22 protein-coding genes are annotated in these 23601 nt (G+C 69.2%); 16 read left to right on the top strand and 6 right to left on the bottom strand.

The window, feature by feature from the left end:
- Positions 1–14 precede the first annotated feature (14 nt).
- The 7 genes from RIE32_12420 to RIE32_12390 are packed head-to-tail and all read left to right on the top strand — an operon-like array spanning position 15 to position 9449.
- Entirely contained in the window at positions 15–1064 is a 1050-nt protein-coding gene (locus RIE32_12420) for a MoxR family ATPase (GenBank protein ID MEQ9097056.1), read from the top strand.
- The gene (locus tag RIE32_12415; GenBank protein ID MEQ9097055.1) at positions 1061–1591 is read left to right on the top strand and encodes a hypothetical protein; all 531 of its coding nucleotides are present in this window, start codon (positions 1061–1063) and stop codon (positions 1589–1591) included. The genes RIE32_12420 and RIE32_12415 overlap by 4 nt, the downstream gene beginning before the upstream one ends.
- Positions 1591–2520 (top strand): DUF58 domain-containing protein, encoded by a 930-nt coding sequence (locus RIE32_12410; GenBank protein MEQ9097054.1) that lies wholly within the window; start codon positions 1591–1593, stop codon positions 2518–2520. Before RIE32_12415 ends, RIE32_12410 begins: the two co-directional genes overlap by 1 nt.
- The gene (locus RIE32_12405; protein ID MEQ9097053.1) at positions 2517–4619 is read left to right on the top strand and encodes a VWA domain-containing protein; all 2103 of its coding nucleotides are present in this window, start codon (positions 2517–2519) and stop codon (positions 4617–4619) included. Before RIE32_12410 ends, RIE32_12405 begins: the two co-directional genes overlap by 4 nt.
- Before the next feature lie 20 nt (positions 4620–4639).
- Positions 4640–6715: a hypothetical protein gene (locus RIE32_12400; protein MEQ9097052.1), complete on the top strand. Its 2076-nt coding sequence runs from the start codon at positions 4640–4642 to the stop codon at positions 6713–6715.
- Entirely contained in the window at positions 6712–7644 is a 933-nt protein-coding gene (locus tag RIE32_12395; protein ID MEQ9097051.1) for an ABC transporter ATP-binding protein, read from the top strand. The genes RIE32_12400 and RIE32_12395 overlap by 4 nt, the downstream gene beginning before the upstream one ends.
- On the top strand, positions 7641–9449 hold the full coding sequence (locus RIE32_12390; protein ID MEQ9097050.1) for an ABC transporter permease subunit: 1809 nt from the start codon (positions 7641–7643) through the stop codon (positions 9447–9449). Before RIE32_12395 ends, RIE32_12390 begins: the two co-directional genes overlap by 4 nt.
- A 6-nt stretch (positions 9450–9455) precedes the next feature.
- On the opposite strand, the gene RIE32_12385 is transcribed toward RIE32_12390, so the two are convergent.
- Positions 9456–10124, bottom strand: coding sequence for a nitroreductase family protein (locus RIE32_12385; GenBank protein MEQ9097049.1), 669 nt, complete (start codon positions 10122–10124; stop codon positions 9456–9458).
- Between the two features lie 15 nt (positions 10125–10139).
- Positions 10140–10541, bottom strand: coding sequence for a hypothetical protein (locus RIE32_12380; GenBank protein ID MEQ9097048.1), 402 nt, complete (start codon positions 10539–10541; stop codon positions 10140–10142).
- Positions 10542–10757: 216 nt separating this feature from the next.
- On the opposite strand from RIE32_12380, the gene RIE32_12375 reads away from it, so the two are divergent.
- On the top strand, positions 10758–11372 hold the full coding sequence (locus tag RIE32_12375) for a LemA family protein (GenBank protein MEQ9097047.1): 615 nt from the start codon (positions 10758–10760) through the stop codon (positions 11370–11372).
- Positions 11373–11396: 24 nt separating this feature from the next.
- Positions 11397–13409 carry a M48 family metallopeptidase gene (locus tag RIE32_12370; GenBank protein MEQ9097046.1) on the top strand — a complete coding sequence of 671 codons (2013 nt, stop codon included), beginning with the start codon at positions 11397–11399 and terminating at the stop codon, positions 13407–13409.
- Between the two features lie 27 nt (positions 13410–13436).
- On the opposite strand, the gene RIE32_12365 is transcribed toward RIE32_12370, so the two are convergent.
- Positions 13437–14120 (bottom strand): hypothetical protein, encoded by a 684-nt coding sequence (locus tag RIE32_12365; protein ID MEQ9097045.1) that lies wholly within the window; start codon positions 14118–14120, stop codon positions 13437–13439.
- Between the two features lie 192 nt (positions 14121–14312).
- Between RIE32_12365 and RIE32_12360 the strand changes: the two genes are divergently transcribed.
- The gene (locus RIE32_12360) at positions 14313–15320 is read left to right on the top strand and encodes a hypothetical protein (protein ID MEQ9097044.1); all 1008 of its coding nucleotides are present in this window, start codon (positions 14313–14315) and stop codon (positions 15318–15320) included.
- Between the two features lie 9 nt (positions 15321–15329).
- On the opposite strand, the gene RIE32_12355 is transcribed toward RIE32_12360, so the two are convergent.
- Positions 15330–15551, bottom strand: a complete 222-nt coding sequence (locus RIE32_12355; GenBank protein MEQ9097043.1) for a hypothetical protein — start codon at positions 15549–15551, stop codon at positions 15330–15332.
- On the opposite strand from RIE32_12355, the gene RIE32_12350 reads away from it, so the two are divergent.
- Complete coding sequence (locus tag RIE32_12350) at positions 15534–16412, top strand: hypothetical protein (GenBank protein MEQ9097042.1); 879 nt, start codon at positions 15534–15536, stop codon at positions 16410–16412. The genes RIE32_12355 and RIE32_12350 overlap by 18 nt on opposite strands.
- A 195-nt stretch (positions 16413–16607) precedes the next feature.
- On the opposite strand, the gene RIE32_12345 is transcribed toward RIE32_12350, so the two are convergent.
- Entirely contained in the window at positions 16608–17066 is a 459-nt protein-coding gene (locus RIE32_12345; GenBank protein MEQ9097041.1) for a hypothetical protein, read from the bottom strand.
- A gap of 27 nt (positions 17067–17093) precedes the next feature.
- Positions 17094–17525 carry a hypothetical protein gene (locus RIE32_12340; GenBank protein MEQ9097040.1) on the bottom strand — a complete coding sequence of 144 codons (432 nt, stop codon included), beginning with the start codon at positions 17523–17525 and terminating at the stop codon, positions 17094–17096.
- A 108-nt stretch (positions 17526–17633) separates the two neighbouring features.
- On the opposite strand from RIE32_12340, the gene ruvA reads away from it, so the two are divergent.
- From ruvA to RIE32_12315, 5 genes are all read left to right on the top strand, one after another.
- Positions 17634–18254: a Holliday junction branch migration protein RuvA gene (gene ruvA / locus RIE32_12335; protein ID MEQ9097039.1), complete on the top strand. Its 621-nt coding sequence runs from the start codon at positions 17634–17636 to the stop codon at positions 18252–18254.
- A 33-nt stretch (positions 18255–18287) separates the two neighbouring features.
- Positions 18288–19433 carry a mannose-1-phosphate guanylyltransferase gene (locus tag RIE32_12330; GenBank protein ID MEQ9097038.1) on the top strand — a complete coding sequence of 382 codons (1146 nt, stop codon included), beginning with the start codon at positions 18288–18290 and terminating at the stop codon, positions 19431–19433.
- On the top strand, positions 19433–19969 hold the full coding sequence (gene ruvX / locus RIE32_12325) for a Holliday junction resolvase RuvX (GenBank protein MEQ9097037.1): 537 nt from the start codon (positions 19433–19435) through the stop codon (positions 19967–19969). The genes RIE32_12330 and ruvX overlap by 1 nt, the downstream gene beginning before the upstream one ends.
- 4 nt (positions 19970–19973) lie before the next feature.
- Positions 19974–20921, top strand: a complete 948-nt coding sequence (locus RIE32_12320) for a hypothetical protein (protein MEQ9097036.1) — start codon at positions 19974–19976, stop codon at positions 20919–20921.
- Positions 20922–20990: 69 nt separating this feature from the next.
- On the top strand, positions 20991–23600 hold the full coding sequence (locus RIE32_12315; protein MEQ9097035.1) for a peptidase MA family metallohydrolase: 2610 nt from the start codon (positions 20991–20993) through the stop codon (positions 23598–23600).
- The last annotated feature ends 1 nt before the right edge of the window (position 23601 follow it).

The following is a 23601-nucleotide window of genomic DNA, read 5'->3' as shown; positions in this document are numbered from 1 at the left end:
AGGAGTGAATCACCATGGCAGCAGAGCAGGACATGCAAACACCAGAGGCCGTGAAGGAAGCCTGCCAGCGCTTCGGCGAGCAGTTCCAGAAGCTCCGTGCCGAGGTCGGCAAGGCCGTCGTGGGCCACGCCGATGTCGTCGACGCCGTGCTCATCTCGCTCTTCGCCGGCGGCAACGTGCTTCTCGAGGGCGTGCCGGGACTGGGCAAGACGTTGCTGGTGCGCTCGCTCAGCGAGGCATTGCACTTGCACTTCAGCCGCATCCAGTTCACCCCCGATCTCATGCCCGCCGACGTCATCGGCACCACGCTGGTAAGCGAGGACCAGGAGACCGGCCGGCGGAACTTCGTGTTCCAGAAGGGCCCGATCTTCGCGCAGATCGTGCTGGCCGACGAGATCAACCGCGCCACGCCCAAGACCCAGAGCGCGCTGCTGGAAGCTATGCAGGAACGCAGCGTCACCGTCGGCGGCGTCACCCACGCGCTCGAGAAGCCCTTCATCGTGCTGGCCACTCAGAACCCCATCGAGCAAGAAGGCACCTACCCCCTGCCCGAGGCCCAGCTCGACCGATTCATGTTCAAGGTCAACGTCGGATACAGCCAGCTCAAAGACCTCATGACCATCCTCGACCGCACGACCGGCCAGCAGGCGCCCAAGGTCGAGCCCGTCATGGACGGGCCGAGCATCATCGAGGTGCAGAAGCTCGTCCGCGGCGCGATCATCGCCCCGCACGTGAAGGAGTATGCGGCCCGCCTCGTGCTGGCGACCCACCCCGGCGGCCAGTTCGCCGCCGGCGGCGAGAACGGCCCGGTGGCCAAGTACATCCGCTGCGGCGCCAGCCCCCGCGCGGCCCAGGCGCTGCTGCTGGGCGGCAAGGTCCGCGCTCTCATCGACGGTCGCTATCACGTTAGCTACGCCGACATCCGCGAGACGGCCATCCTCGCCCTGCGGCACCGCGTGCTGCTGAACTTCGAGGCCGAGGCGGATCGCGTGGATCCGGACGACGTGGTGAAGAAGATCATCGAGCTGACACCGACCGAGCCCGTGGCGACGAGGGTGGCGTGATGCACCGTCGGCTCGCTGTTCTGGTCATCACACCGCTTGTGCTCACCGGCTGCTGCTGGAACAGCTGGGGGCCCGAGCCGGAGTTTTACGCCAATCTCGAAAGTGATAGTGTTGAGGGTCGCCTGCGTGACAATTTTTCAGCCGACGACAGCTACTCGCGCGTGCAGATGAAAGCCGAAACGCTCGGCCTTCAGCGACTGTCGTACAAGCTTGCCCAAACGGCGGATGGCGCAAGGATCTTCCTGGGAGACATGAATCATCTGGCTGGCGAGATGCCCCTCCCCACGATCGACAGTTGGATGTCGGATCACCCGGAGCATTGGCGAATCGAGCGTACCGATCGTCTTGAGTTCACTGATAAGGGCATCTGGCTAGATTGCCCCCCTTCCGGCTACAGCTACGCGAACGACGTGAACAGATACGTGTTCACATTCGGAGATGATTACAAGCTCAAACAGGTGCGTATCGAGGGCTTTCGACCAGAATCTCATGCTGCGTACTTCGATCCGATAGTCGTTGACTTCTAATGCTCAAAGACGCCTCCCCAAAACGCCCCCAGACCGTCGACGACCTGCTCGACGCCAATCTCGTTGCGCAGCTATCCCGCGTCGACCTCCAGAGCCGCAAGATCTTTCGCGGCAAGGTCCAGGGCGAGCGACGGAGCAAGAAGCGCGGCGAGAGCGTCGAGTTCGCCGACCACCGGCCATACGTCAGCGGCGACGACCTGCGGCACGTCGACTGGAACATCTACGGCCGCCTCGACCGGCTGTTCCTCAAGCTGTTCATGGAAGAGGAAGACCTCTCGCTGCACGTTGTCCTCGATTGCAGTGGATCCGCCGACTGTGGCTCGCCGAACAAGTTCACGTTCATGCAGCGTGCCGCGATGGCGCTGGGGTACATCGGTCTGGTGAACCTCAACCGCGTGTCTGCGACGGCCATCGCGCGAGCCGAGGATGGAACGGGCGTGCTGACCAGCGTGCGCAATCTCAGAGGCCGCAGGCGTGTCCACGAGATGGGCCGCTGGATGTGCAGCCTCGAACCCGGCGGCGACCTGCCCTTCACCGACGCCTGCAAGCGCATCGCCCTCAACCGCACCGGCAAGGGCGTCATGGTCGTGCTGAGCGATCTGCTCATTAAGGAGGGCTACCAGGACGGCCTGCGCCTGCTCGCCGGCCGCGGCTACGACCTGATCGTCTTGCAGGTCATGAGCCCGCAGGAACTCGACCCCACCGTCGGTGGCGACCTGCGACTGCGAGACGTGGAAGACCGCGACCACGCCGAAGTCACCATCTCCGCCCCGCTGCTCAAGCGATACAAGAAGGTCGTCGAGGCCTACATGCGCGAGGTCCAGCACTTTTGCGCCGCCCGCGAGATCACCCACATGACCGTCCGCAGCGACACGCCCATCGACACGCTGCTGATGGACTACCTGCGTAAGCGCGGGGTGCTGCGATGACCTGGCTCACCCCCGCCATCGCCGGTATCGCCGCGGCCATCGCCGTGCCTTCGCTGTTATTGCTGTACTTCCTGAAGCTGAGGCGACAGGATGTTGAGATCAGCTCCACCCTGCTGTGGAAGAAGGCCGTCCAGGACCTCCAGGCCAACGCTCCGTTCCAGAAGCTGCGCAAGAACATCCTGCTCCTCCTGCAACTGCTCGCCCTTGCAGCCGTGCTGCTCGCTCTGGGCCAGCCGCAGATCGAAGGCGATCGCGCCACCAGCGGCCGCCACGCCATCGTGATCGACCGCGGCGCTTCCATGCGCGTCATCGACGGAACGGATGCGAACGGCAACGCAATCAGCCGGCTCGACGAAGCCAAGCGACGAGCGCTCGAATTCATCGACGGATTGCGCGAGCCCGGCGTCTTCGGAGTTTCGGATGCCCAGGAAGCCATGGTTGTCGCGTTCGACAATACGGCGGAGATGCTCCAGCCATTTACCAGCGACAAGCGGTTGCTGCGCGAGGCCATCGAGTCGATAAAGCCAACTGACGCCCCAAGTCGACTCGACGAACCTCTCCGGCTCGTCCGCGCCCAAGCACCACTCCAGGCGCCTCCCGCTGAGGCGGAGGGCGAGGCGGCCGAACCATTGCCCGGTAGCGTGGGCACCATCCACATCTTCAGCGATGGTCGACCCGAAGGCGGTGAAAGCGTCGATCTGCACGCCGGCGACGAAATCGAATTCGTATCGCTGGGCCAGCAGGAAACGGGCAACGTCGGCATCACCGCGCTCGACGCCCGCCGCCAGTTACGGCAGCCCGAGGAGGTGTCGGTGCTCGTCGGCCTGCAATCAACCGCTCGGCAGCCGACGAACATCGCCGTCGAACTGCTGATCGACGGCAACTCGGCTGCCGCCCGTCGCCTCACGTTGCCAGCCGCAACGATCGAACAACGGGTCGACGAGGATGGCAGCACCACCGAGTTGATCACCCCCACCTCGAGCGGTCTCGAGTTCCAGATCCGCCGCCCCGGTTCGGCAGTCCTGGAAGCACGCATCCTCGACGCCTCCACCGGTGGGGCCCCAGATGCATTCGACCGCGATGATCGAGCCTGGGTCGTGCTGCCGGGCGCCAAGCGCTTATCCCTCGCGCTGGTCACCTACGGCAGCCTCGTGCTGAGCGAGGCCCTCTCGGCCCTACCAGTCGAGCGGGTCGAGGTCTTTACGCCCGAATCGTTCCAGGCGCTCGACGATCCCTTCACGCGATTCGACGTCGTCGTGCTTGACGGCTGGCTCCCGGCCGCGCCAGCGGATGCCGACCTTGGCCTGCCGCCGGGGAGTTGGCTGGTGTTCGATGCGGTGCCCACCGGCCCTTCGGCACTGATCGATCGAGGCGAAGGACCGCCGACCGAGGTCGTCGATTGGCGCCGCGATCACCCCACGCTCCGGGGGCTCTCGCTCTCGGCCGTCCGCCTCTCGGCCAGCCGGCTCGTCGAGCCCACCGAAGATGGAACGGCCACGGTCATTGCTTCGGCCGGAACCGGCCCAGCGATCATCGGCCTGTCTTCTGCCCGAACGCGCGCCGTCGTCGTCCCGTGGGATCTGGACGAGAGCAACTGGTGGCTCGAGCCCAGCTTCATCGTGTTCCTCGGCCAGGCAGTGCGTCACGTGACCGATGGCGGCCCCGGAGATGCACGCCAGGCCAGCCGTCCCGGCGTCGCTCGCGGCGAGTCGCTGCCCGCTGGCGTTGATACGGCCCAACTCAGCCCGCCCGAGGGCGATCGATTCTCAATCGTTGTCGACGACACCGGCCAGGCGATCGCCGGTCCGTTGAATGCGATTGGCCTGTACACCCTCTCATGGGACGGCCCGCCCGGCCCCAACGACACGCGCAGCAACGGTCGAAGCGAGCGACAGTTTGCCGTCAACATCACGAGCAGCACGGCCTCGGATATCTCGCCCCGACGGGAACTGGTCATCCGTGCCGAACGGGTAGGAGCAGCGGCCACGCCGGAAGGCACGGATCGCGCCCCCAGGCCGCTCTGGCCCTGGCTCATCGTGGCGGGCATCCTTGTGATGATGCTCGAGTGGTACGTCTACAACCGCAAGGTGCAGATATGAGGCGTGCATGGACGGGATGGGTGAGCATCATCGCCGCGATGGTGCTTGCCGTTGCAGCCCATGCCCAGGACCAGCAAGGCCCCTCCGTCCCGACGGTTCTGCTCGATCTCGGCTTCAACGGTCGATTGCCCGCCGAACGATGGGCCCCCGTGCGCGTCGTCGTCAGCGCGCTGGACGAGCCCGTCCAGGCCGTGGCGCGAATCCGCATCGACACGTCGGGCGGAGACACACTCACGACGATCCTGCCCGTCGCCACCACGCCCGGCCGTGAGACGATCGTCGAAACGACGGTGTGGATCCCACCATCGATTGCAAGCCTCCGCGTCGAACTCATCAGTGAGGGCGGGTCGGTCATCGCCAGTTCGGCGTACGGGGCTGTTGCAGGTGCACTATCAATCGCCTTCGACCCGCCAAGCACAATGCCCATCATCCTCGGCGTGGGCTCGCCATCGTTACGCATGGCCTTCGGGCATGACAACTACGAGCGAGAGTTCGTCGGTGCCGCAGCAGAGCAACTGCGGGCGCGTACGGCGGTCGCGAGGGTCGCGTCGGCTGTTCCACCAGCCGTCGGCCTGCCACCCTGGCTTCCGACCGATCCCATGGCCTTCCAGGGGCTCGCTGCCGTCGTGATCGATGGAGCACTTGCGGCCCGACTGGAGCCAGACGGCTTGCGAGCCCTTCGAGAGTGGGTCATTTCTGGCGGCAGATTGCTCATCGCCAATGCGGACAACAACGCCATCCAGCTCATCCTGTCCAACTATGCGCCCGACCGACTGGTCATCGGTCAGGCTCAAGAAGCCATCCTTCCAAGGAGCTTGGGAGGCCCGGGCGACATCGTGGCGCGGCTTTTCGATCCCGCCACGCTCCCTGCCGGCTGGAAAGCACCCAGAGAAACCGGAAGGCTCGTCGCCCACGGGCCTGTGGGCCTGGGCGAGGTCTTTGTCGTCGGCTTTGACCCCGACACCCTGGCCGATGATGATCTGATCGCCGCAACCGAGACGGCCTGGCATGGCACGCTTGCCGTACAGATCGAGGATCGTCTCGAACTGGGTCGGGCCGCGCTGGGCGGTGGCGCATGGGACGTCCAGTCAGTTCCAAGTGCGGCGTTGATCGCGGGGCTCAACTGGGTCTCGCGCGCCCCGGCGGTGGGAACCGGCGCGTTTCTGGCAATCTTTGCCATGATGCTCGCGCTGGCGATCACCCTCGGCCCGATCGATCGCTTCCTGCTCAAGCGTCTTCGATCGCTCCATCGCTGGTGGCTCACCGCACTGGCATGGATCGCCTTGGCCACCGTCGGCGCGTGGCTTGTGCCAACGAAGGTCCGGTCGGGTCCCACGACCGTGGGCAACATCCGCGTGATCGATGCATGGGGCCAACCCGGCGGGCCAACGCACGCCTGGCAGACGACCGTGAGCGGCATCTTCCTCAACCGATCCGCCACAATCCAACTCGACGACATCGAGTCCGGGGCCTGGCTCTCACCCGTGGTCCATCCCTGGCAGTACACCAATCTGGGTTCGCTGACCCAACTCGACACCGGTCAGGCCCCGCAGCCCCAGCCCACCAATGCCCGGCTGTGGACGATCCGCAACTTCCAGCAGCATGGCCCCACACCTCCCCCGTTCACTGCGCGCTTCTATGCTGACGAAGCAGGATACGAATTGCGGCTCGAGGGCGCGGCCGCACTCAACGTCGAATCGCTCGCGGTTCGCCTCAGTGGGCAGTGGCTGCGCTTCCGTTCGAACAACGAAGCTTCCTCCCGCGATGGCACGCGGGTGCTGCGCGCGAGCCGCACGGATCTGGCACTCGAACCTCCACGCTCCTTCGACCTTCGCACGATCACCGAGGGGCGATACGGGGCTATGTCGTTCGTCTATGACGACGTGCCTCGTCGGCCACCGCCGATCCTGAGCACCCAACTCCCCGGCGCCAGAGACAGAAGCCCGGGATTCGAGGTCCTGAGCAATACCGACGACTGGGCCGTGGTGTACGCCGCCTGGACCGACGACACACCCCTCATCGCTTCCGCCGTCGGAGAGTCGTTTGATACCACGTGGGTGTGCCGCCTGGCGATCCCCGTCGAGCCAATGCCATGATCAAAGCACGCAATCTGACCAAGCGCTATGGCAAGTTGCTGGCGCTCGATGATCTCTCGCTGGACATCGCCCCGGGCGAGGTCTTCGGCTTCATCGGCCCCAATGGCGCGGGCAAGAGCACCACGATGAAGATCCTGGCGTGCCTGATGAAGGCCGACTCGGGCGACGCTACGGTCGATGGCCACGATGTCCGCACCGAAGGCGCCGTCATTCGACGGCTCATCGGATACATGCCCGACTTTTTGGGGGTCTACGAGGACCTGACCGTCGACGAGTACCTCCAGTTCTTCGCCTCGGCCTTCGAGATTCCACGCAAGCAGCGCAAGACCGTCGTCGATGGCGTGCTGGAACTGACCGATCTGGCCGACAAGCGGCGCAGCCCGGTCGACGGGCTCAGCCGCGGCATGACCCAACGATTGGGCGTGGCCCGCGTGCTGATCCATGATCCCAAGGTGCTGCTGCTCGACGAGCCCGCCAGCGGCCTGGACCCTCGGGCGCGGATCGAGATGCGCACGCTCCTGGCCGAGTTGGGCCGCATGGGCAAGTCCATCATGATCTCCAGCCACATCCTGACCGAACTGGCCGAGTTGTGCAACACCATCGGCATCATCGAGCGCGGCAAGCTGCTCTTCTCGGGCAGCCTCGAGGACGCATATCGCAAGGCCTCGCTTGGTGATCGGGTTCGCATCGCCATCGAGGGCGGCATCGCCGCCGAGTCTGCCGCGGCATCGCTCCAGGACGATGGCCGCGTGCTGCGGGTTACGACCAACGGCGCTTCCATCACGGTCGACCTCGCGCCCGAAGTCGAGTCGCATCACTTCCTGATCGAGAAGCTGATCGGAGCCGGCGCGCGCATCGGCGCCATGCGACCCGAAGAGGCCCGACTCGAGGACGCCTTCCTCAGGCTGACCAAGGGCACCGTGCAATGATCGCGCCGCTGCGCCTGCTGGTGCGATCGCCGCGGTCACTGCTGCGGATGTTCGTCGGCCCCATCTTCCAGCGCGAGGTTCGCTCCCTGGGCCGACGCCGTGCCCCACACTGGGTTCGTGCGGGATACACGCTCCTCTTGCTGGCCATCGTCGCGCTCGTGTTCGTTTCGGTCTGGGATTCGAACCAGAACGGCATGTGGGCCCAGCAATCGGTGCTCGAGCTCCTGGCGCCGGCCATGCTGGCCACGGTCGCGGTCGTCCAGATGAGCGTCCTGGCCCTCGTCGCCCCCGTGCTCACCGCCGGCGCCATCTCCGACGAGAAGCGCCAGCGCACGCTGTCCACGCTGCTGACCACACCGCTGACCAGCCGCGACATCGTCCTGGGCAAGCTCGGCTCTCGCACCGTTCAACTGGTGATCCTCGCATTGGTCCCGCTGCCGTTGCTGCTGGCACTGCGTGTCTTCGGCGGCGTCGAGGCGGAAGCCATCGTCGCCAGCGTCGCCCTGGCCCTGGCGGTGGGCATGCTGGGTTCCACCCTGGCCCTCATGTTCAGCATCTGGCATCGCCGGACGCCCTCGGTCGTGTTCTTCGCCTTGTGCTCGACCGCCGTGCTGGTGTTCCTGCCATGGGTCGGCATGATGGCCACCGAGTGGAGCCTCGACCCGAACCCCGACAACACGTTCTTCAAGTGCATCGCCCCCATCGCCCTGTTCGCGGTGCTCAGCCCCGAGCAGGTGTCCGGGCCGTCCGTCGCGGCCGTGCGCGGGTTCTGGGTCGCGACGGTCATCTACCTCACGCTCGTCTCGGGCCTGGTCACGCTCTTCTCCATCTTCGTACTCCGCGGCGTGCTCAAGCGCGAAGCGGGCGGCGACGACGCCGGCCGCGCCATGACACGCCTGCTCGCTCCGGGAGGCGATGGCCCCGGCTCGGCCGCGACACGCGCTGATCGCCAGAGCCGGCCCGTGGGCGATCGCCCCGTGCTCTGGAGGGAGTTGCGGCTCAACGCGCTGGGCAACGGCAAGCGAACCGTCATCGCCCTGGCCATCGGCATCGGCATCCTGCTGTTTCTCTACGCCGTCGCCGGCCTTGATCACTCGGGCCTGACCACGACGCTGCTGGTCATCGCCGCCCTTGCCATGACGGTGCAGGCCGCCCTCTCGGCCCCGGCGGCCATCAGCAGCGAGCGGGACGCGGGCAGTTGGAGCGTGCTGCTGACCACGCCCGTCCGACCCGGTCAGGTCGTGCTGGGCAAGGCCCTGGGCTCGGTCCGCCGCCTCTGGCTGGTGCCCGGCGTCGTGGGCTTCCACCTGGTGCTGGTCATGTCCACGGGCTGGTTCCACCCCATCGGGGCCCTGCACGCCCTCATGCTGACCGGCGGACTCATGCTCATGCTCGCCGGCACGGGCACGCTGCTGGGCCTTGCCTGCAAGCGCGGCGTCACCGCCTCGGTGCTGAACATGATCGTGCCGCTGGTCCTCTTCCTGGGCATGCCCGTGGCGCTGAACTTCTACATGCAGTACAACTTCTACCAGTCCTACGCCTCCCGAAGCGAGACGCTCAGCGACGTCATCATGGTCTCCAATCCCTTCATCCTGCTGACCGAGGCCAGCACCACCGCGACGGGCGAGTGGGACCGGTTCAACTACTTCCTGCGATACGAGAAGCTCGACGGCGGCGGCACCGTCCGCGCCGCCACCTTCACCGGCATGGTCTTCATCAACACGCTGTGCCTGTCGGCCGTCGGCGCCGCCGCCCTGGTCCTGGCCGCGCTGGGCTTCAACCGCTTCACCGGCCGCCCGAGCTGACGGCGGCTATTCGTGCCACACGCTGATCTCGCCCAGCCCCTTGCGCTCCAGCGCGGGCACCACCGCGTCCTCGGCCGGGTACCCCACGGGGATCAGCAGGAACGGCCGCTCGTGCTCGGGCCGGCCCAGGACGTCCTTCAGGAACCCCATCGGGCTGGGCGTGTGCGTGAGCGTCGCCAGCCCCGCGTGGTGCAGGGCCGCCAGCAGCATGCCGGTGGCGATGCCGACCGACTCGCTCGTGTAGTACGTCTGACCGCCATCGTCGGTCTTGGCGAGCTTGAAGACCACGATCAGCCACGGGGCGACCTCGAGGAACGGCTTGCGCTCGTCGGTGCCGAAGGGCCGCAGGTCCTCCAGCCACTGCTCGCTGGCGCGGCGGCCGTAGAACTCGCGCTCCTCTTCCTCCGCAGCGGCGCGAATCTTCCGCTTCAATTCGGCATCGCCCACCACCACGAACCGCCACGGCTGCTTGTGCGCGCCGCTGGGCGCGGTGCCGGCCGCCAGCAGGCAGGTCTCGATGACCTCCCGCGGCACGGGCTCGTCGCTGAACATCCGCACCGTCCGCCGGCGGTCCATGACCTCGTAGAACCGCCGCGCGGCCTCGAGGGGCGAGCCCTCGGGCCGGTAGGGGTTCAGGGGCACGAAGCCGTCGGGCACGTTGGGTCGATCGTTCACGCCGCCTTGGTCGCCTCAGGCCGCCGGGCCTTGCGCGCCCATGAAGCCAACCTTGTAGCCCCCTGCGCGCAGCGCGGCGGTCGCCTTGGCGTTGACCACCAGCAGCGTGATCAGGTTGATCAGGGGGCAGAACATCAGCAGCGCGCACAGGACGCGGGGGAGGATGCCCCAGCCCAGGGCGCCGCCGATCAGGATCATCGCGACGATCGCCCCGACGACCAGGGCCAGGCCCACGGCGCTGAGCACCAGGCTGATGGCCGTCGGGCTGGCCGGCGTGCCCGCGGGCGAGCCGGCCGGCGGCGGGGCGTTCAGGTTGCCCGTCACGGCCAGCCCGATGTTGGCGACGTACAGGATCAGCATGCCCAGGATGATGAACAGCAGGATCTTCTGCCACTTGGCGACTTCGGGAAGGTTCACGCTCGGCCCCTTTCGACGGTCCATCCGGTGCGATGGCGCCAGACCCCCAAGGCCCCCGCGCCGGCCCCATGTTAGCCGTCTGGCCATGGGGACGCCCCTGAGCGGGTTCGGTTCATCCGCGGCCGGCCCGCGTGCAAGCTCGTACGATGAATCCCGAATACTGTCCCGGGGGCGCGGGGCCCCGCGAGACTCAAAGGGAAAGGGGAGCGGATGTCTATGGGCGTGTGGATCATTCTTGCCATCGTCGCCGTGGTTGCGTTCGTGGGGCTGGGCGGCATCGGCTGGCTCATCGCCATCTACAACAAGCTGGTCCAGCTCAAGGAGCAGTTCAAGAACGCCTTCGCCCAGATCGAGGTGCAGCTGAAACGCCGCCACGACCTCATCCCCAACCTGGTCGAGACGGCCAAGGGCTACATGAGCCACGAGCGCGAGACGCTCGAGGCGGTCATCGCCGCGAGGAACCAGGCCGTCAGCGGGCTCAACAACGCCGCCGCCAACCCCGGCGACCCGAACGCCATGCAGAACCTGGGCGCCGCCGAGGGGGCGCTCACGGGCGCGATGGGCCGGCTCATGGCCGTCATGGAGGCCTACCCGGACCTGAAGGCCAACGACCAGATGATGAAGCTCCAGGAGGAGATCACCTCCACCGAGAACAAGGTCGCCTTCGCCCGCCAGGCCTTCAACGACGGCGTCACGCGGTACAACATCTACAAGAAGAGCTTCCCCCAGGTCGCCGTCGCGCCCCTGTTCGGCCACGGCCAGGACGCCGCCCTGCTGGAGTTCGAGGACTCGGCCCAGATCCAGGAGGCCCCCAAGGTCGCCTTCAACTGAGCCGGCCCGTAGCCTGACCCACGCATGGCCGACCTGCAGACCACCGACTTCTTCGGACGCCAGGAGACCGCGCGCAAGCGCACGGGGCTCCTGGTCTTCCTCTACGCGTGCGCGGTGCTGCTCACGTGCGCGGCGGTGGCGGCGCTGGCCGTCGTCATCGCGCTGCTCACGGTCGAGGACAAGAGCGGCAACGGCCCCGACCCGTTCCTGCTGGCCATGTTCGCCGGCGGCGGCGCCATCGGCGCGGCGCTTCTGATCGCGGGGGGGACCGCCTACCGCATCAGCGAACTCCGCGGCGGGGGCATGACGGTCGCCCGCAGCCTGGGCGGGCGCCCCATCGACCAGTCGACGACCGACCCCGACGAGCGGATGGTCCTCAACGTCGTCGAGGAGATGTCCATCGCCAGCGGCGTGCCCGTGCCGCCGGTCTTCATGCTCGAGCAGGAGAGCGGCATCAACGCCTTCGCCGCGGGCTATTCCCCCGGCGACGCGGTCATCGGCGTCACGCGCGGGTGCGTGCACGGGCTGACGCGCGACGAGCTCCAGGGCGTCATGGCCCACGAGTTCAGCCATATCTTGAACGGCGACATGCGCCTGAACATCCGCCTCGTTGGCATCCTGGGCGGCATCGTGCTGCTGAGTTTGGCCGGGTACACGCTGATGCGGGCCACCTACTACGGCTCGCTGGCCCGAAGCCGCGACAACAAGGGCGCCATCGTCATCATCGTGCTGGGCGTGGGCCTGATCGTGATCGGCGGGATCGGCTCGATGTTCGCCCGATTGATCCAGGCGGCCGTCAGCCGCCAGCGCGAGTTCCTGGCCGACGCCAGCGCGGTGCAGTTCACCCGCAACCCCGAGGGCGTGGCCGGGGCGCTGCGCCGCATCGGCGGGGCGAAGAAGCGGGCGGCCATCATGAACGCCCACGCGCGCGAGATGAGCCACATGTTCTTCGGCAACGCGGTCGGCGCGAGCAGCTTCCTTGGCTCATCGCTCGCCAGCCACCCCCCGCTGAAGAAGCGCATCCGCGCCGTGCTGCCGACGTGGGACGGCACGTTCCTGGAGCCGCGCGCCATCAAGCCGCCTAAGCAGGACGAACCCAGGAAACGCACCCCCGGCCCCCGCCAGCAACTCGAGGACGCCATGCGCGAGCGCATGGGCGATCGGCAGGGCGCCGCCGCCACCGGGGCCGCGGCCGCGTTGCCCCTGCTGGCGCTCATCGGCGCGGCGGGCGAGGCCCACGCCGGCCAGGCGCGGACGCTGCTGGACCGCATCCCCGAGAAGCTCAAATCGGCCGCGCGCGACCCCTACGGCTGCCGGGCCGTCGCGTACGCGCTCTTCGTGCACTGGACCGGCGACGACGCCGCCATGCGAAAGCAGCTCGACGTGCTCGACCAGCAGGGCGACACCGGCGTCGCCGCGCTGGTCCGCGAGCTGGCCAAGGACGCCGCCGGCCTGGACGCCGACCTCTGCCTGCCCCTGGTCGACCTCTGCCTCGGCGCGCTGGCGCGCCTGAGCGAATCCCAGCACGAGACCTTCCGCCGCGTCGTGCACGAGCTGGCCATGGCCGACGGCAAGCTGACAACGAACGAGTGGGCCCTGCTGCGGATCCTCGAGACCCACCTGGACGAGCGCTTCAGGGACGCCCGCCCGCCGGGCGTGAAGTACTACGCCATGGGCCAGCTGGGCCCGCAGCTGAGCGCCGTGCTCGGCGCCGTGTGCCGGGCGGGCCAGCGGATGCCCGGCGACGGTGAGGACGCGTTCGAGGCCGCCTCGGAAGTCATCAAGCGCGCCCCGGGCATGCCCCCCACGCTCGCGTTCCCGAGCGCCCAGGAGCGCGCGCCCGCGAGGCTCGACGCCGCCATCGCCGACCTGCGCACGATGGCGCCCCGGCTCAAGCAGGTGGTCCTGCAGGCCGCCGCCGTGGCCATCGCGCACGACCACGAGGTGACGCCATCGGAGGCCGACCTCTTGCGCGCCATCGCCGACCTGCTGGGCGTGCCCGTGCCGCCGCTGCTGCCGGGGCAGACGCTGGTGTAGTCCATCGGGCCCGCGGCCCGCGCGCCCTCAGCCCGCCGCCCGCCCGCTCCCCCGCGCCGGCGCGATGGTCCCCGCGACGCCCGACACGCCCATCGGCATAACGATCGGGCTCGAGTAGAAACCCACGCCGCCCGAGCGCTGCCCGCGCACGCGGTAGCTCACGCCCCGCACGCCGCTCGGCGTCGCCTCGTCGACGAACCTGCGCTCGGCCACGGTGGCGACCGTTTCCCACGGGCCCTCCACGTCGTCGATGCCGATCGTGCGGCGCTGCACCTGGAAGACCGTGCCGCCGTGCCGCGTGCCGCCCCATGCCAGGTTCGCCTGGCCCTGGGTGTCCATGGTGATGCGGACCTTCGTCGGGGTCGGCGGCTTGCCCAGCGGGTGCTTGTCTTTGGGCGGCTCGATGGACGCCCTCGCGTAGATGGTGTCCGGCTGTGGGCTGTTCTTGGCGAACGCGTCGATCGAGCGCAGGCACGAGCGCCCATCGCCCTCGGCCGTCTTCATGGCCCCCAGCCACGCGTCGTGCAGCGCCTCGGCCTTGCGCCGCGCGGCCAGCATCTCGTCGTACGCGGCCCGGGCGGCTTGCGTGCTCTCGACCGCCGCGGCCGACTGGCCGCTCGCCAGCCCCACGGCGGCCGGATCGGCGTCCCACCCGCCCACGCGGCGTTCGAGGTACTCCAGCTTCCCGATCTTCGAGCTCGGCAGTCGCATGACGAAACCTCCACGGCGCCCCGGCCACCGCCCATCGGCGACCGGTCGCTCCCTGGAGAGCATCGGCCGGGCCGCCGCCCGACTTTCGCCAATCCGCGCCGGATCCGCGCGATTCTCTCGCCGATCCACGAAAAACCCAGCAGAATCCTCGAAAATCGCCCACGGATCGTCGAGGATCACCGGCCGATCATCGTGAATCAGCCGCTGATTCACGATGATCGCGGCGCGATTCGGGAGGATCGGGGGCCGATCCCCGACGCCACGCCCGCGCTCCGGCCCGCGCGGGCTAAGGATGCCGAGATGCCGGCCGACGACCAGCCCACGCCCGAGCCGAAGGCCGACGCCGCCGAGCCGGTCGCCCCCGCCGCGGGGCGATTGGAACCCACCGCGGAGCGGCCGCCCGCGGGGGCGCGCTGCGTCGCGTGCGGGTACGAGCTAGTGGGCCTGGACCTTGCCGGGGTGTGCCCCGAGTGCGGTCGGGATGTCGCGGCGAGCTGGCCGGCGATGGATCTTCGCGCGTGCCATCGGGCGATCATTGCGCAGGACGTCGACGAGCTCGGCGCGTTGTTCTGGGCCGCGTTCTGGATCGGCTTTGGCGCCATGGCGGGCGCCGCAGCGCTGCTGCTGGACCCCTTGATCGATGGCCTGGCCGCCGAGGGTTACGCCCGCGGGCTGATCAGCGGTGGCGTGCTGCCCGGCGTCTTGTTCGGCGTTGGCGGCCTCGTTCTGGCCGCGCGGCGCATGCGCCGCCACGCCAACGACCATCTCGCCCCGGGCGCGTCGATGCGCGGGCGGGTGCGGGCCAGCGTGTACCTGCTCGCCGCGGGCGCGGCCATCCCCCTGGCCATCGCCGCGGCGGTGCGGGAGGCCTTCCAGCCGCTCGGCATCGCGCTTGCGGTGGTCGCCCTGGTGGCCGGCGTGCTCGGCGTGGGCATCGCGTGCGCGGCCACCTTCGACTACGCCAGCCACATCCTCGATCGCGCCGGCTACGAAGCCTCCCAGAGCAACGATGCGGCCGTTGACGCGGTGGTGTGGATCGGCTACACGGCCGCGTTCGCCTCGGCGCTGGGCGGCTACACCCCGTGGTGGTGGCTGGCCGTGCCGTGGCTGGTGGCCATCATGCTGACGGCTGCCCGGGCCACGCGGCGATGTGGCCGGGCGCTGCGCGTGCTCAAGGGCCTGCTCTCCCAGCCCGACTGAACGCCCGCGCTACGTGCGCTTCAGCCGCCGCTGCGCATCCACCCACTGCGCCCGCACGGCCCCGTGCTCGTACGCCCGGCCGCACTCGGGGCAGGCGCCCGCCGCGTCGAGGGTGCGCAGGTCGTAGGTGCACTGCGGGCAGAGCAGGTGGTCGGCCCGAACGGCGCGGGCGCGTGGTCCGTGGACACCCCCGCCCGCGCCAATGATCCCGCGATGCCGGCCGACGACCATCCCGTGCCCGAGCCGCGGGCCGACGCGTGCGGGCCGGGCGTCGCGGCGAGCCGGCCCGACGCATCGCCCGCGTGGTGCTACGGCTGTGGCTACAGCCTGGCCGGGCTGCCGGCCGCGGGCGTCTGCCCCGAGTGCGGACTGGACGTGGCGGCGAGTCGGCCGGCGTGGGACCTGCGGAAGTGCCATCCGCTGTACGTCCGGCACGTGCGGGCGGAACTGGGCTGGATCGGCCGGACCGCGCTGCTGATCGGCGCGGCGGCGGCGTGCGCGGCGGCGGTGGCGGCAACCGAAGTCGCGTCTCCCAGCGCCGACGATCTGCGCGACGCGGGCACCGTGGCGCTCGTGCTGAGCATCGTGCTGGTGCTGGCCGCCGCCGGGCCGCTGGGCGCCTTCGAACGGCGGTGGCGGCGGCACCCCGGGGCGGGCCGGCGGTACGCCAGCGGCCCGCGTCGCACGTCCCGCGTCGGCCTCATGATCATCGCCGCGGGCGTGGGCCTGGGCGTGCTGCCCGGCGTGACGGCGGGCATCGTCGCCCCCGGACCCGGCGTGCTCCTGGCGGGCCTGGGCGCGCTCGCCGCGACGATCGGGTGCGCGGCGTTCTACGTCGCCGGCGCGGCGTACGCCCGCCTGGTGCTCGCCCGCGCCGGCGCTCCCGTGCCGCCGCGTTGGCGCGAGGTCGCGTGGTCGATCCTCCCGGCCATCGGGCTCATCCCCGCCGTGCGCGCACTCAGCAGCGCGGATGCGATCTGGTGGGCCATCGGCACATCCGGCCTGGGCGTGGTCGCGTCGATGGGCCTGCTGGCGTGGCGGTGCCACCGGGCCAGGGGCGTGCTCGGCGGGCTGCTGCCAGATGGCCACTGACGCGGCCGGCCGCGAGGCCGAGCATCACCGCTGCGCGCCCGCGTGAAGCCACGGCCCGGCCAACCGACGCACGCAACGAGCCGCTCTCGCGAGCGAGGAACATGGCCGTCGAGTTCGCCGGACGCCACGGCCGCGCGACGGATCGCACGTCTGGGGCGCTCGGGCTCGCCCGCCGCGGGGCGCCGCTCGGCCGGCTCAGTCGCCGGCGTGCTGGGCCTCGCGCCAGAGGCGATGCTGCCGCTCGGCCTCGACCCAGCGGATCTGCACCGACGTGTGCTCGTACGGCCGCCCGCACTCGGGGCATGTCCCCGCCTGGTCGAGGGCCCGCAGGTCGTAGAGGCAGGCCGGGCAGAGGGTGAACTCGGACCGGCGGACCACGCGGAAGATCGACTCGATGCGTCGCCCGGCCCACAGCGCGCCCGCCACGCCCAGCCCGGCCACGAAGATCGAGAGCGCGCCCAGGGCGCCGCTGGGCACGACGCCCGTTGCGAATGTCAGCAGGAAGAGGCCCAGCCCGCCCACGAACAGGCCCGTGAAGCCGAGGACGAGGCGACGCTGCGCGGCCACGGCCGGCGGCGTCCCGGCCGGCGGGCGCACCGCCTCGGACACCCAGGCCCACCCGCCGGGAGGTCGCTCGTTGGGCATGGTCGCCATCGGAAACCGTAGGACCGCGCGGCTCGCCTACTTCCGCGTGAGCCGCCGCTGCGCATCCACCCACTGCGCCCGCACGGCCTCGCGCTCGTACGCCCGGCCGCACTCGGGGCAGGCGCCGGCGGCGTGGAGCGTGCGCAGGTCGTAGAGGCACTCGGGGCAGAGCAGGTGCTCGTGCGCGGCGGCGCGGCGGAGGGTGCGCTTGATAGACGCGTGGCAGAACAACGCCCAGCCGATCGCGACCACCGCCAGGCTGGGCACGCCCACCCATCGAATGAACGGGGTGGCGCCGAGTCCGCCCAGGATGATGGCCATGAGAATGACGAGCGGCATCGGACCGTTCACCCAGACGTTCCACCACATGCACCGCCGGACCGCCCCGGGGATCCGTCGATCAAGCAGCGGCCACCCCTGCACGACCGGGCGGTCCGCGTCGGTGGATTGGGACGGGGCGCTGGGCATGGCGGAGGGTAGAGGGTCCGTGCGGCGGCGCCCGCCGGGGCGACGGGCCATCGCCCCCGCCGGCGGATATCCTCTGGCCGCACGGACGCACCCGCGAGGACCCCGACCATGATCGCGCACATCGCCGGCGCCATCGCCGACATCCGCACGGGCCGGGCAACGATCGCCACCGCCTCGGGCGTGAGCTACGACGTGCTGCTGCCGCCCTACATGGATGGACGCCTGGGCCGGGCCGGCGCGCAGGCCGAGCTGTTCACCGTTCACGTGCTCGAGAGCCCCAACCAGGGGGCCAGCTTCATCCCCCGCCTCTTCGGCTTCGCGACCGCCGCCGACCGTGAGGTCTACGAGGCCATGACCCAGATCCGCGGGCTGGGGCATCGAAAGGCCCTGCGGGCGCTGGCCGAGCCCCCGACCGAAGTGGGCGCCATGATCGCCCGGGGCGACGAGGTGGGCCTCAAGCGCCTGCCCGAGATCGGGGCGAAGCTGGCCAGGACGCTGGTCGAGGAACTCGGCCCGGCGTTCCGCGACGCGCTGGCCATCGACGAGATGGAAGCGGCCGTGGAAGTGAAGAAGCCAAGCGACCCCCAGGCCGAGGACGCCGTGCGGGCGCTCATCGCCCTGGGCGAGCCGCCCGCCGAGGCGACCAGGAAGGTCGCCCTCGCCAGGCAGAAGCACGCCGGGGACGGGCTCGAGGCGTCGGACCTGGTGTCGCTGGCGCTCTCGCTCTAGGACGCCCCCGGGGCCGGCGCATACGGTCGGCCGATGGACGAACACCGCTACGCGATGGTCATGGCCGGGGGATCCGGAACGCGGCTGTGGCCCATGAGCCGCAGGGCGCAACCCAAGCAACTGCTGCGCTTCCTCTCCGAGCCCGGACGCTCGACGCCGCGCAGCCTGATCGAGGTCTCGGCCGGGCGATTGGAAGGCCTGGTTCCAGAACGGAACCTCCTGGTGTGCACGCTGGAACGCTACCGCGATGATGTTGCCGCCGTGCTCGATGGGCTTTCCAGCGACCAGATCCTCGGGGAACCGGTCGGGCGTGACACGGTCAACGCCGTGGGGCTGACGGCGGCCGTGCTGGCGGCGAAGGACCCCGAGGCGAGCTTCTGTGTCATGACGGCCGACCACGTGATCGAGCCGGTGGCGACGTTCCAGGAGGTGGTGCGGCAGGGCTTCGAATTGGTCGAGCAAGCCCCGCGCACGCTGGTGACCTTCTCGATCGAGCCGACCTACCCGGCCACCGGCTACGGCTACGTCCGGCGCGCCGGCGAGATCGAGGGCACCGAGGGGCTGGGATACCACGTCGAGAAGTTCGTGGAGAAACCCGACGAAGCCACGGCGAAGGCGTATCTGGCCGAGGGTGTCTATGGCTGGAACAGCGGCATGTTCGTCTGGAAGGCCCAGACCTTCCTGGACTGCCTGCGCTCCTTCCTGCCGGCCTCCTACAACGGCCTGATGGAGATCGCCCGGGCCTGGGACACCAAGGACCGCGACGCCGTGCTGCACCGGGTCTACCCCGAACTGCCGAAGAAGAGCGTCGACTACGCCATCATGGAGCCGGCGACCACGCACGCGGCGAAGAACGCCATCGGCGGGGCCATCACCGTCGCGACCCTGCGCATGGACGTCTCGTGGATCGACGTGGGCTCGTGGGCCAGCTACGCGGGAACGCTTCAGGGCGATTCGGCGGACAACCGCGTCGCGGCCCTGGGCGAAGATTCGGGCGCGGTCGCCCACGATTCCAGCGGCAACCTCGTGGTCAACAGCGAGGCGGGGCACACGGTGGCTTTATTGGGCTGCCAGGACATGGTCGTCGTGCACACGAAGGGCGCCACGCTGATCATGCCCAGCGCGAGGGCCGAAGCGCTCAAGGACCTGCACGCGAACCTGCCCGAGGCGCTGATGTAATGGGCTTTGCGCCCCCGATCACGCGCTACATCGCCGTCGATCTTGGCGACCGCCGCACGGGTCTTGCCGTGGGCGACGACCATACGCTCGTCGCCTCGCCGTGGAAGACGCTCGAGATCCCCATCGGGCACGAGGGGGGCGAGAAACTCATCCGGGCGATCGAAAAAGAAATCTCACGCGAGTATGGTTCCAGCCCCCGCCTGGAACTCGTCGTGGGCCTGCCCCTGCATCTCGATGGCCAGGAGAGCCATCGCAGCAAGCTCAGCCGGGAATTCGCCCGGCGGCTCGGCGAGCACACCGGCCGGACCGTCCATCTCGCCGATGAGCGCCTGACCAGCAAGCAGGCCGACTGGGCCATGGGCGGCAGCGGCATGACCCACCTGCAGAAGAAGCGAAGACGGGACTCGATCGCCGCGGCGGCCCTCCTGCAGGCCTTCCTCCAGGACCTCGCGGCCGGGAAGGCCAACGATGACCAGGACGGCAAGAACGACCCCGCGCATCCCAACAAGGACGGCGTGGGGGAAGAAGGGACGTAAGACCATGCGCACGGACGTGCTGAGCGTGATGCTGACCGCCGGATTCGTGATGGCCGGGCCCATCGCCTGCGCCCACCAGTCGGGGACGGGAAGTTCCGTGGCCATCGCCCAGGAGCAACGCGCAGCGGGAAACCAGGACTACGAGACGGCCGAGGCGGTGCTGGCGGCCCTCGAGGACGCCGACGCGGACCTGGAATCCTTCACCAGCGGCATCATCTATACGACCATTACCGATCTTGGCGGCGCTCTGACGAGGCGCACGGGCGAGATCGCCTTCGCGCAAGAGCCCTCCGAAACGGGACCGACCAACCGCCGCTTCGCGGTCCGCTTCGACACGCTGCTGGCGGGCGAACGCTACTTCGAGGACGAGCGCGCGCTCCAGACCATCGCCTTCGACGGCCGCTATCTGACAGAAATGCTCCACGGCGAGCAGCAGATCAACAAGCGCGAGATCGTCGCCGAAGGCCAGCAGGTCGATCCCTTCGAGCTGGGCGACGGCCCCTTCCCGCCGCTTCCCATCGGCCAGCAGAAAGAGGACATCCTCCGCCGCTACGACGTGCGATTGGTCCCGGCGACGCAGAGCCTGGAGCCCAGCGAGGAACTCGACCCCGAGGATCCCTTCGACCGCACCGAGATCCGGATAGCCGAGAACCTGATGCGTTTCGCCGAGGGATCGGTGCAGCTGCTGCTGGTCCCAAGGCGCGCGAGCGCGGACACGAAGTTTTCCGAGATCCGGTTGTGGTACAAGGCCGGCGAGGATGGAAGGCTGCTGCCCAGGATGAGCCGGACCGTCGACGCCAACGCCAACGACGTGTCGATCGTCCAGCTCATGCACCCCCTGAAGGTGAACGACCCGCCCCGCGAGGACCTGCTGACCATCGAGGCGCCCGAGGGCTGGACGGTCAACGAGATCCCGCTGCGAACCCCCGAGACGGGCAGGGAACGCCCCTAGCGGGACACTTTCCCGCAAGCCGCCCCCCGGATATGGGCGAAGAACAAGGGACCGGGAGGCGTTGGTCCCATGATGAAGAGCGTCCAGAGACCCCTGCGAACCGCCCTGGCGGCCCTGCTGGCCTGCGCGGGACTGGCCCTTGCCCAGAACCGCGTGCAGGAAGACGGCATCGCGTTGTCGCCCGCCGTGCAGCGGGCCCTGGAGGCCGGCTACCTGACCGACGCCGAGCGGCGCGAGCTTCGCGTCTTCCACGGCCAGTGGACGGATACGGATCTTCGAGACCCCGCTATTGCCGCCAAGGCCGCGCTGGCCGCCGGGGACTTCAACCATCCGGCACTTGCCAGCGACGAATCCGATGTTCTCGACACCGCCGAGGCGATGATCCTCCGCGGCCAGGTTCGTGAAGGTTTGTCGCTGATCGAGGACGATGGCACGATGCGGGCCCTGCGCTTGCGTGCGCAGGCGAACGAACTGCTGGGCGATCTCGTCGCCGTGCGGCGCGTGACCGACATCGCCATGAACCGACTCGCACGCGAGCGAGCGGAAGACGCCCGGGAGCTGACCGAGGGCGTGCGCCTCTTGATCATCCGTGCCCGCACGGTGGGCGTGGAGCAGGGCGCGGGCGATTATGGTTTGATGGCCACCCTGCTGGCGACCGTGCGCGACGAGCTGGACCGCCTGTACTGGCCCGCGCGCCTGGCCGAGGCGACGCTGCTGGACGCCCGTGACAACCGGCCCCAGGCCCGAGAGGCCCTGATGGAAACGCTCGCGCTGAATCCCTCCAGCGCCGCGGCGTGGCGTGCGCTCGGCGAGAGCCACGTGCGCTCGTTCAACTTCGACGCCGCAGAAGCCGTCGCCAGCGAGCTGGACCGCATCGCCGCCTCGGTGCGCCCGGGCGCGACGTCCCCGTATGCCACGCTGATCCGGGCACGCTCGCTCCTGCGCCAGAAAGAACCGCGCCTGGCGGCCCAGGCCGTCGACGAGCTGCTGGAAACCTACCCCACGATGCGCGACGCGCTGGCGTTGCGATTGGCCATCGCCGCGGTGTATCGAGACAGCGCCAAGGAGCAGGAGCTCGTGGCCCTGCTGGAAGAGCTCTCACCGGGCAGCGCGCTGCCCCACTACGAGGCCGGGAAGCAACTGGCCGACTGGCGGCAGTACGCCCCGGCGATGGAATACCTCGAGGAAGCAACCAAACGCCAGCCCGCCTGGCCCGAGCCGTGGATCGAGCTTGGGCTGCTGGCGATGCAGGCGGCTCAGGACGACACGGCCATCGCCGCCCTGGAGCGCGCAACGGCCCTCGATCCCTTCAACGTGCGGGCGAAGAACACGCTGCGCCTGGCGAGCGAACTTGCCAACTACGAGCGCATCGAGACCGAGCACTTCACCATCCGTTACCGCTCCGGCCCTGACGCCGTGCTCGCCCGAGAGATGGCCCCGGTCATGGAAGCCATCCACGCACGCATCACCGGGAAAGCCGACAACGGGCTGGACCACGAGCCGGACCGCAAGACCGTCATCGACCTGATGCCAAGCCACGACTGGTTCGCCGTGCGCATCACCGGCATGCCCGACATCTTCACGATTGCCGCCTCGACGGGCCCGGCCATCGCCATGGAGACGCCCCGGCCCAACCCCGGGAGCACCACACAAGGCTACGACTGGCCGCGTGTCCTGCAGCACGAGTACGTGCACACGGTGGGCCTGAGCCGCACAAAGAATCGTGTGCCCCACTGGTTCACCGAGGCGCAGGCGGTGTTCCTGGAGGACGGGCCATGGGACGAGAACCGCGCCCGCATGCTGACGGCGGCCCTCGAGAAGGACGAGCTGTTCCCCCTCGACGAACTGAGCTTCGGGTTCATCCGCCCGAGGCGGCCCGGCGACCGCAGCCTTGCCTACGCCCAGTCCGCGTGGCTGTACGAGTACCTCGTCGAGCGCTTCGGCTCGGCCGCGCCGCTGGACCTGATGGACGCCTACGCGGCGGGCCAGACGCAGCGCGAGGCGTTCACGAGCGTGCTGGAGATCGACCAGGACGAGCTCGAGTCCGACTTCCTCGCCTGGGCCGCGCGCCAGGCCCGCGGCTGGGGATTGCTCCCGCCCGAGCGCTATCCCACGCTCGACCAACTCGCCCAGCAGTACGAGACGGACACGGGCGAGCAGGCCTCGAGCCTCTCGGCATTGCTGGAGGCCTATCCGCACCATCCCCAGCTCATCGAGCAGGTCGCGCGCAACCGGCTCGAGGAAAACAACGGCCGGCCCACCGACGACATGCGCGACATCCTGACGCGATGGGCGACCGCCGTGCCCGTGGCCGACGAGCCGCGGCGTATGCTCGTGCTGCTGGCCCGTGAAACCGGCATCGACCCCGCCGACGAGACGACCATTGGCTACCTCGAGCACCTGGACGCCCGGGCCCAGTACACCGGCGCCTATGCGGCCGAACTGGCACGCCTGTACATGCAGCGCGACGAGTCGGAAGAAGCACTCGCCAAGGCCAACCGTGCCGTGCGGATCGAGCCCTTCGACGCACCCTTACGCGAGCTTGCTGCCACGATCGCCTGGCGCGCGGGCGAGTTCACCCAGGCTCGCGACCACGTCGAGGCGCTGACCATTATCGAACCGGACCGCGACATCCATCGCCAGCGGCTGGAAGCCATGGATCAGCGGCTGGGGAGGTAGG

Source organism: Phycisphaerales bacterium (assembly GCA_040221175.1).
In the GTDB taxonomy this organism is placed as follows: Bacteria; Planctomycetota; Phycisphaerae; order Phycisphaerales; family UBA1924; genus JAHCJI01.
This window is presented reverse-complemented; position numbering and strand designations above follow the sequence as displayed.

What these genes read in the sequence shown, in the direction of transcription:
- RIE32_12420 (MEQ9097056.1), top strand. Translation starts at nt 15, where the DNA reads ATGGCAGCAGAGCAGGACATGCAAACACCAGAGGCCGTGAAGGAAGCC.
- RIE32_12410 (MEQ9097054.1), top strand. Translation starts at nt 1,591, where the DNA reads ATGCTCAAAGACGCCTCCCCAAAACGCCCCCAGACCGTCGACGACCTG.
- RIE32_12405 (MEQ9097053.1), top strand. Translation starts at nt 2,517, where the DNA reads ATGACCTGGCTCACCCCCGCCATCGCCGGTATCGCCGCGGCCATCGCC.
- RIE32_12395 (MEQ9097051.1), top strand. Translation starts at nt 6,712, where the DNA reads ATGATCAAAGCACGCAATCTGACCAAGCGCTATGGCAAGTTGCTGGCG.
- RIE32_12390 (MEQ9097050.1), top strand. Translation starts at nt 7,641, where the DNA reads ATGATCGCGCCGCTGCGCCTGCTGGTGCGATCGCCGCGGTCACTGCTG.
- RIE32_12375 (MEQ9097047.1), top strand. Translation starts at nt 10,758, where the DNA reads ATGGGCGTGTGGATCATTCTTGCCATCGTCGCCGTGGTTGCGTTCGTG.
- RIE32_12370 (MEQ9097046.1), top strand. Translation starts at nt 11,397, where the DNA reads ATGGCCGACCTGCAGACCACCGACTTCTTCGGACGCCAGGAGACCGCG.
- RIE32_12365 (MEQ9097045.1), bottom strand. Translation starts at nt 14,120, where the DNA reads ATGCGACTGCCGAGCTCGAAGATCGGGAAGCTGGAGTACCTCGAACGC.
- RIE32_12350 (MEQ9097042.1), top strand. Translation starts at nt 15,534, where the DNA reads ATGCCGGCCGACGACCATCCCGTGCCCGAGCCGCGGGCCGACGCGTGC.
- RIE32_12355 (MEQ9097043.1), bottom strand. Translation starts at nt 15,551, where the DNA reads ATGGTCGTCGGCCGGCATCGCGGGATCATTGGCGCGGGCGGGGGTGTC.
- RIE32_12345 (MEQ9097041.1), bottom strand. Translation starts at nt 17,066, where the DNA reads ATGGCGACCATGCCCAACGAGCGACCTCCCGGCGGGTGGGCCTGGGTG.
- RIE32_12340 (MEQ9097040.1), bottom strand. Translation starts at nt 17,525, where the DNA reads ATGCCCAGCGCCCCGTCCCAATCCACCGACGCGGACCGCCCGGTCGTG.
- ruvA (MEQ9097039.1), top strand. Translation starts at nt 17,634, where the DNA reads ATGATCGCGCACATCGCCGGCGCCATCGCCGACATCCGCACGGGCCGG.
- RIE32_12330 (MEQ9097038.1), top strand. Translation starts at nt 18,288, where the DNA reads ATGGACGAACACCGCTACGCGATGGTCATGGCCGGGGGATCCGGAACG.
- ruvX (MEQ9097037.1), top strand. Translation starts at nt 19,433, where the DNA reads ATGGGCTTTGCGCCCCCGATCACGCGCTACATCGCCGTCGATCTTGGC.
- RIE32_12320 (MEQ9097036.1), top strand. Translation starts at nt 19,974, where the DNA reads ATGCGCACGGACGTGCTGAGCGTGATGCTGACCGCCGGATTCGTGATG.
- RIE32_12315 (MEQ9097035.1), top strand. Translation starts at nt 20,991, where the DNA reads ATGATGAAGAGCGTCCAGAGACCCCTGCGAACCGCCCTGGCGGCCCTG.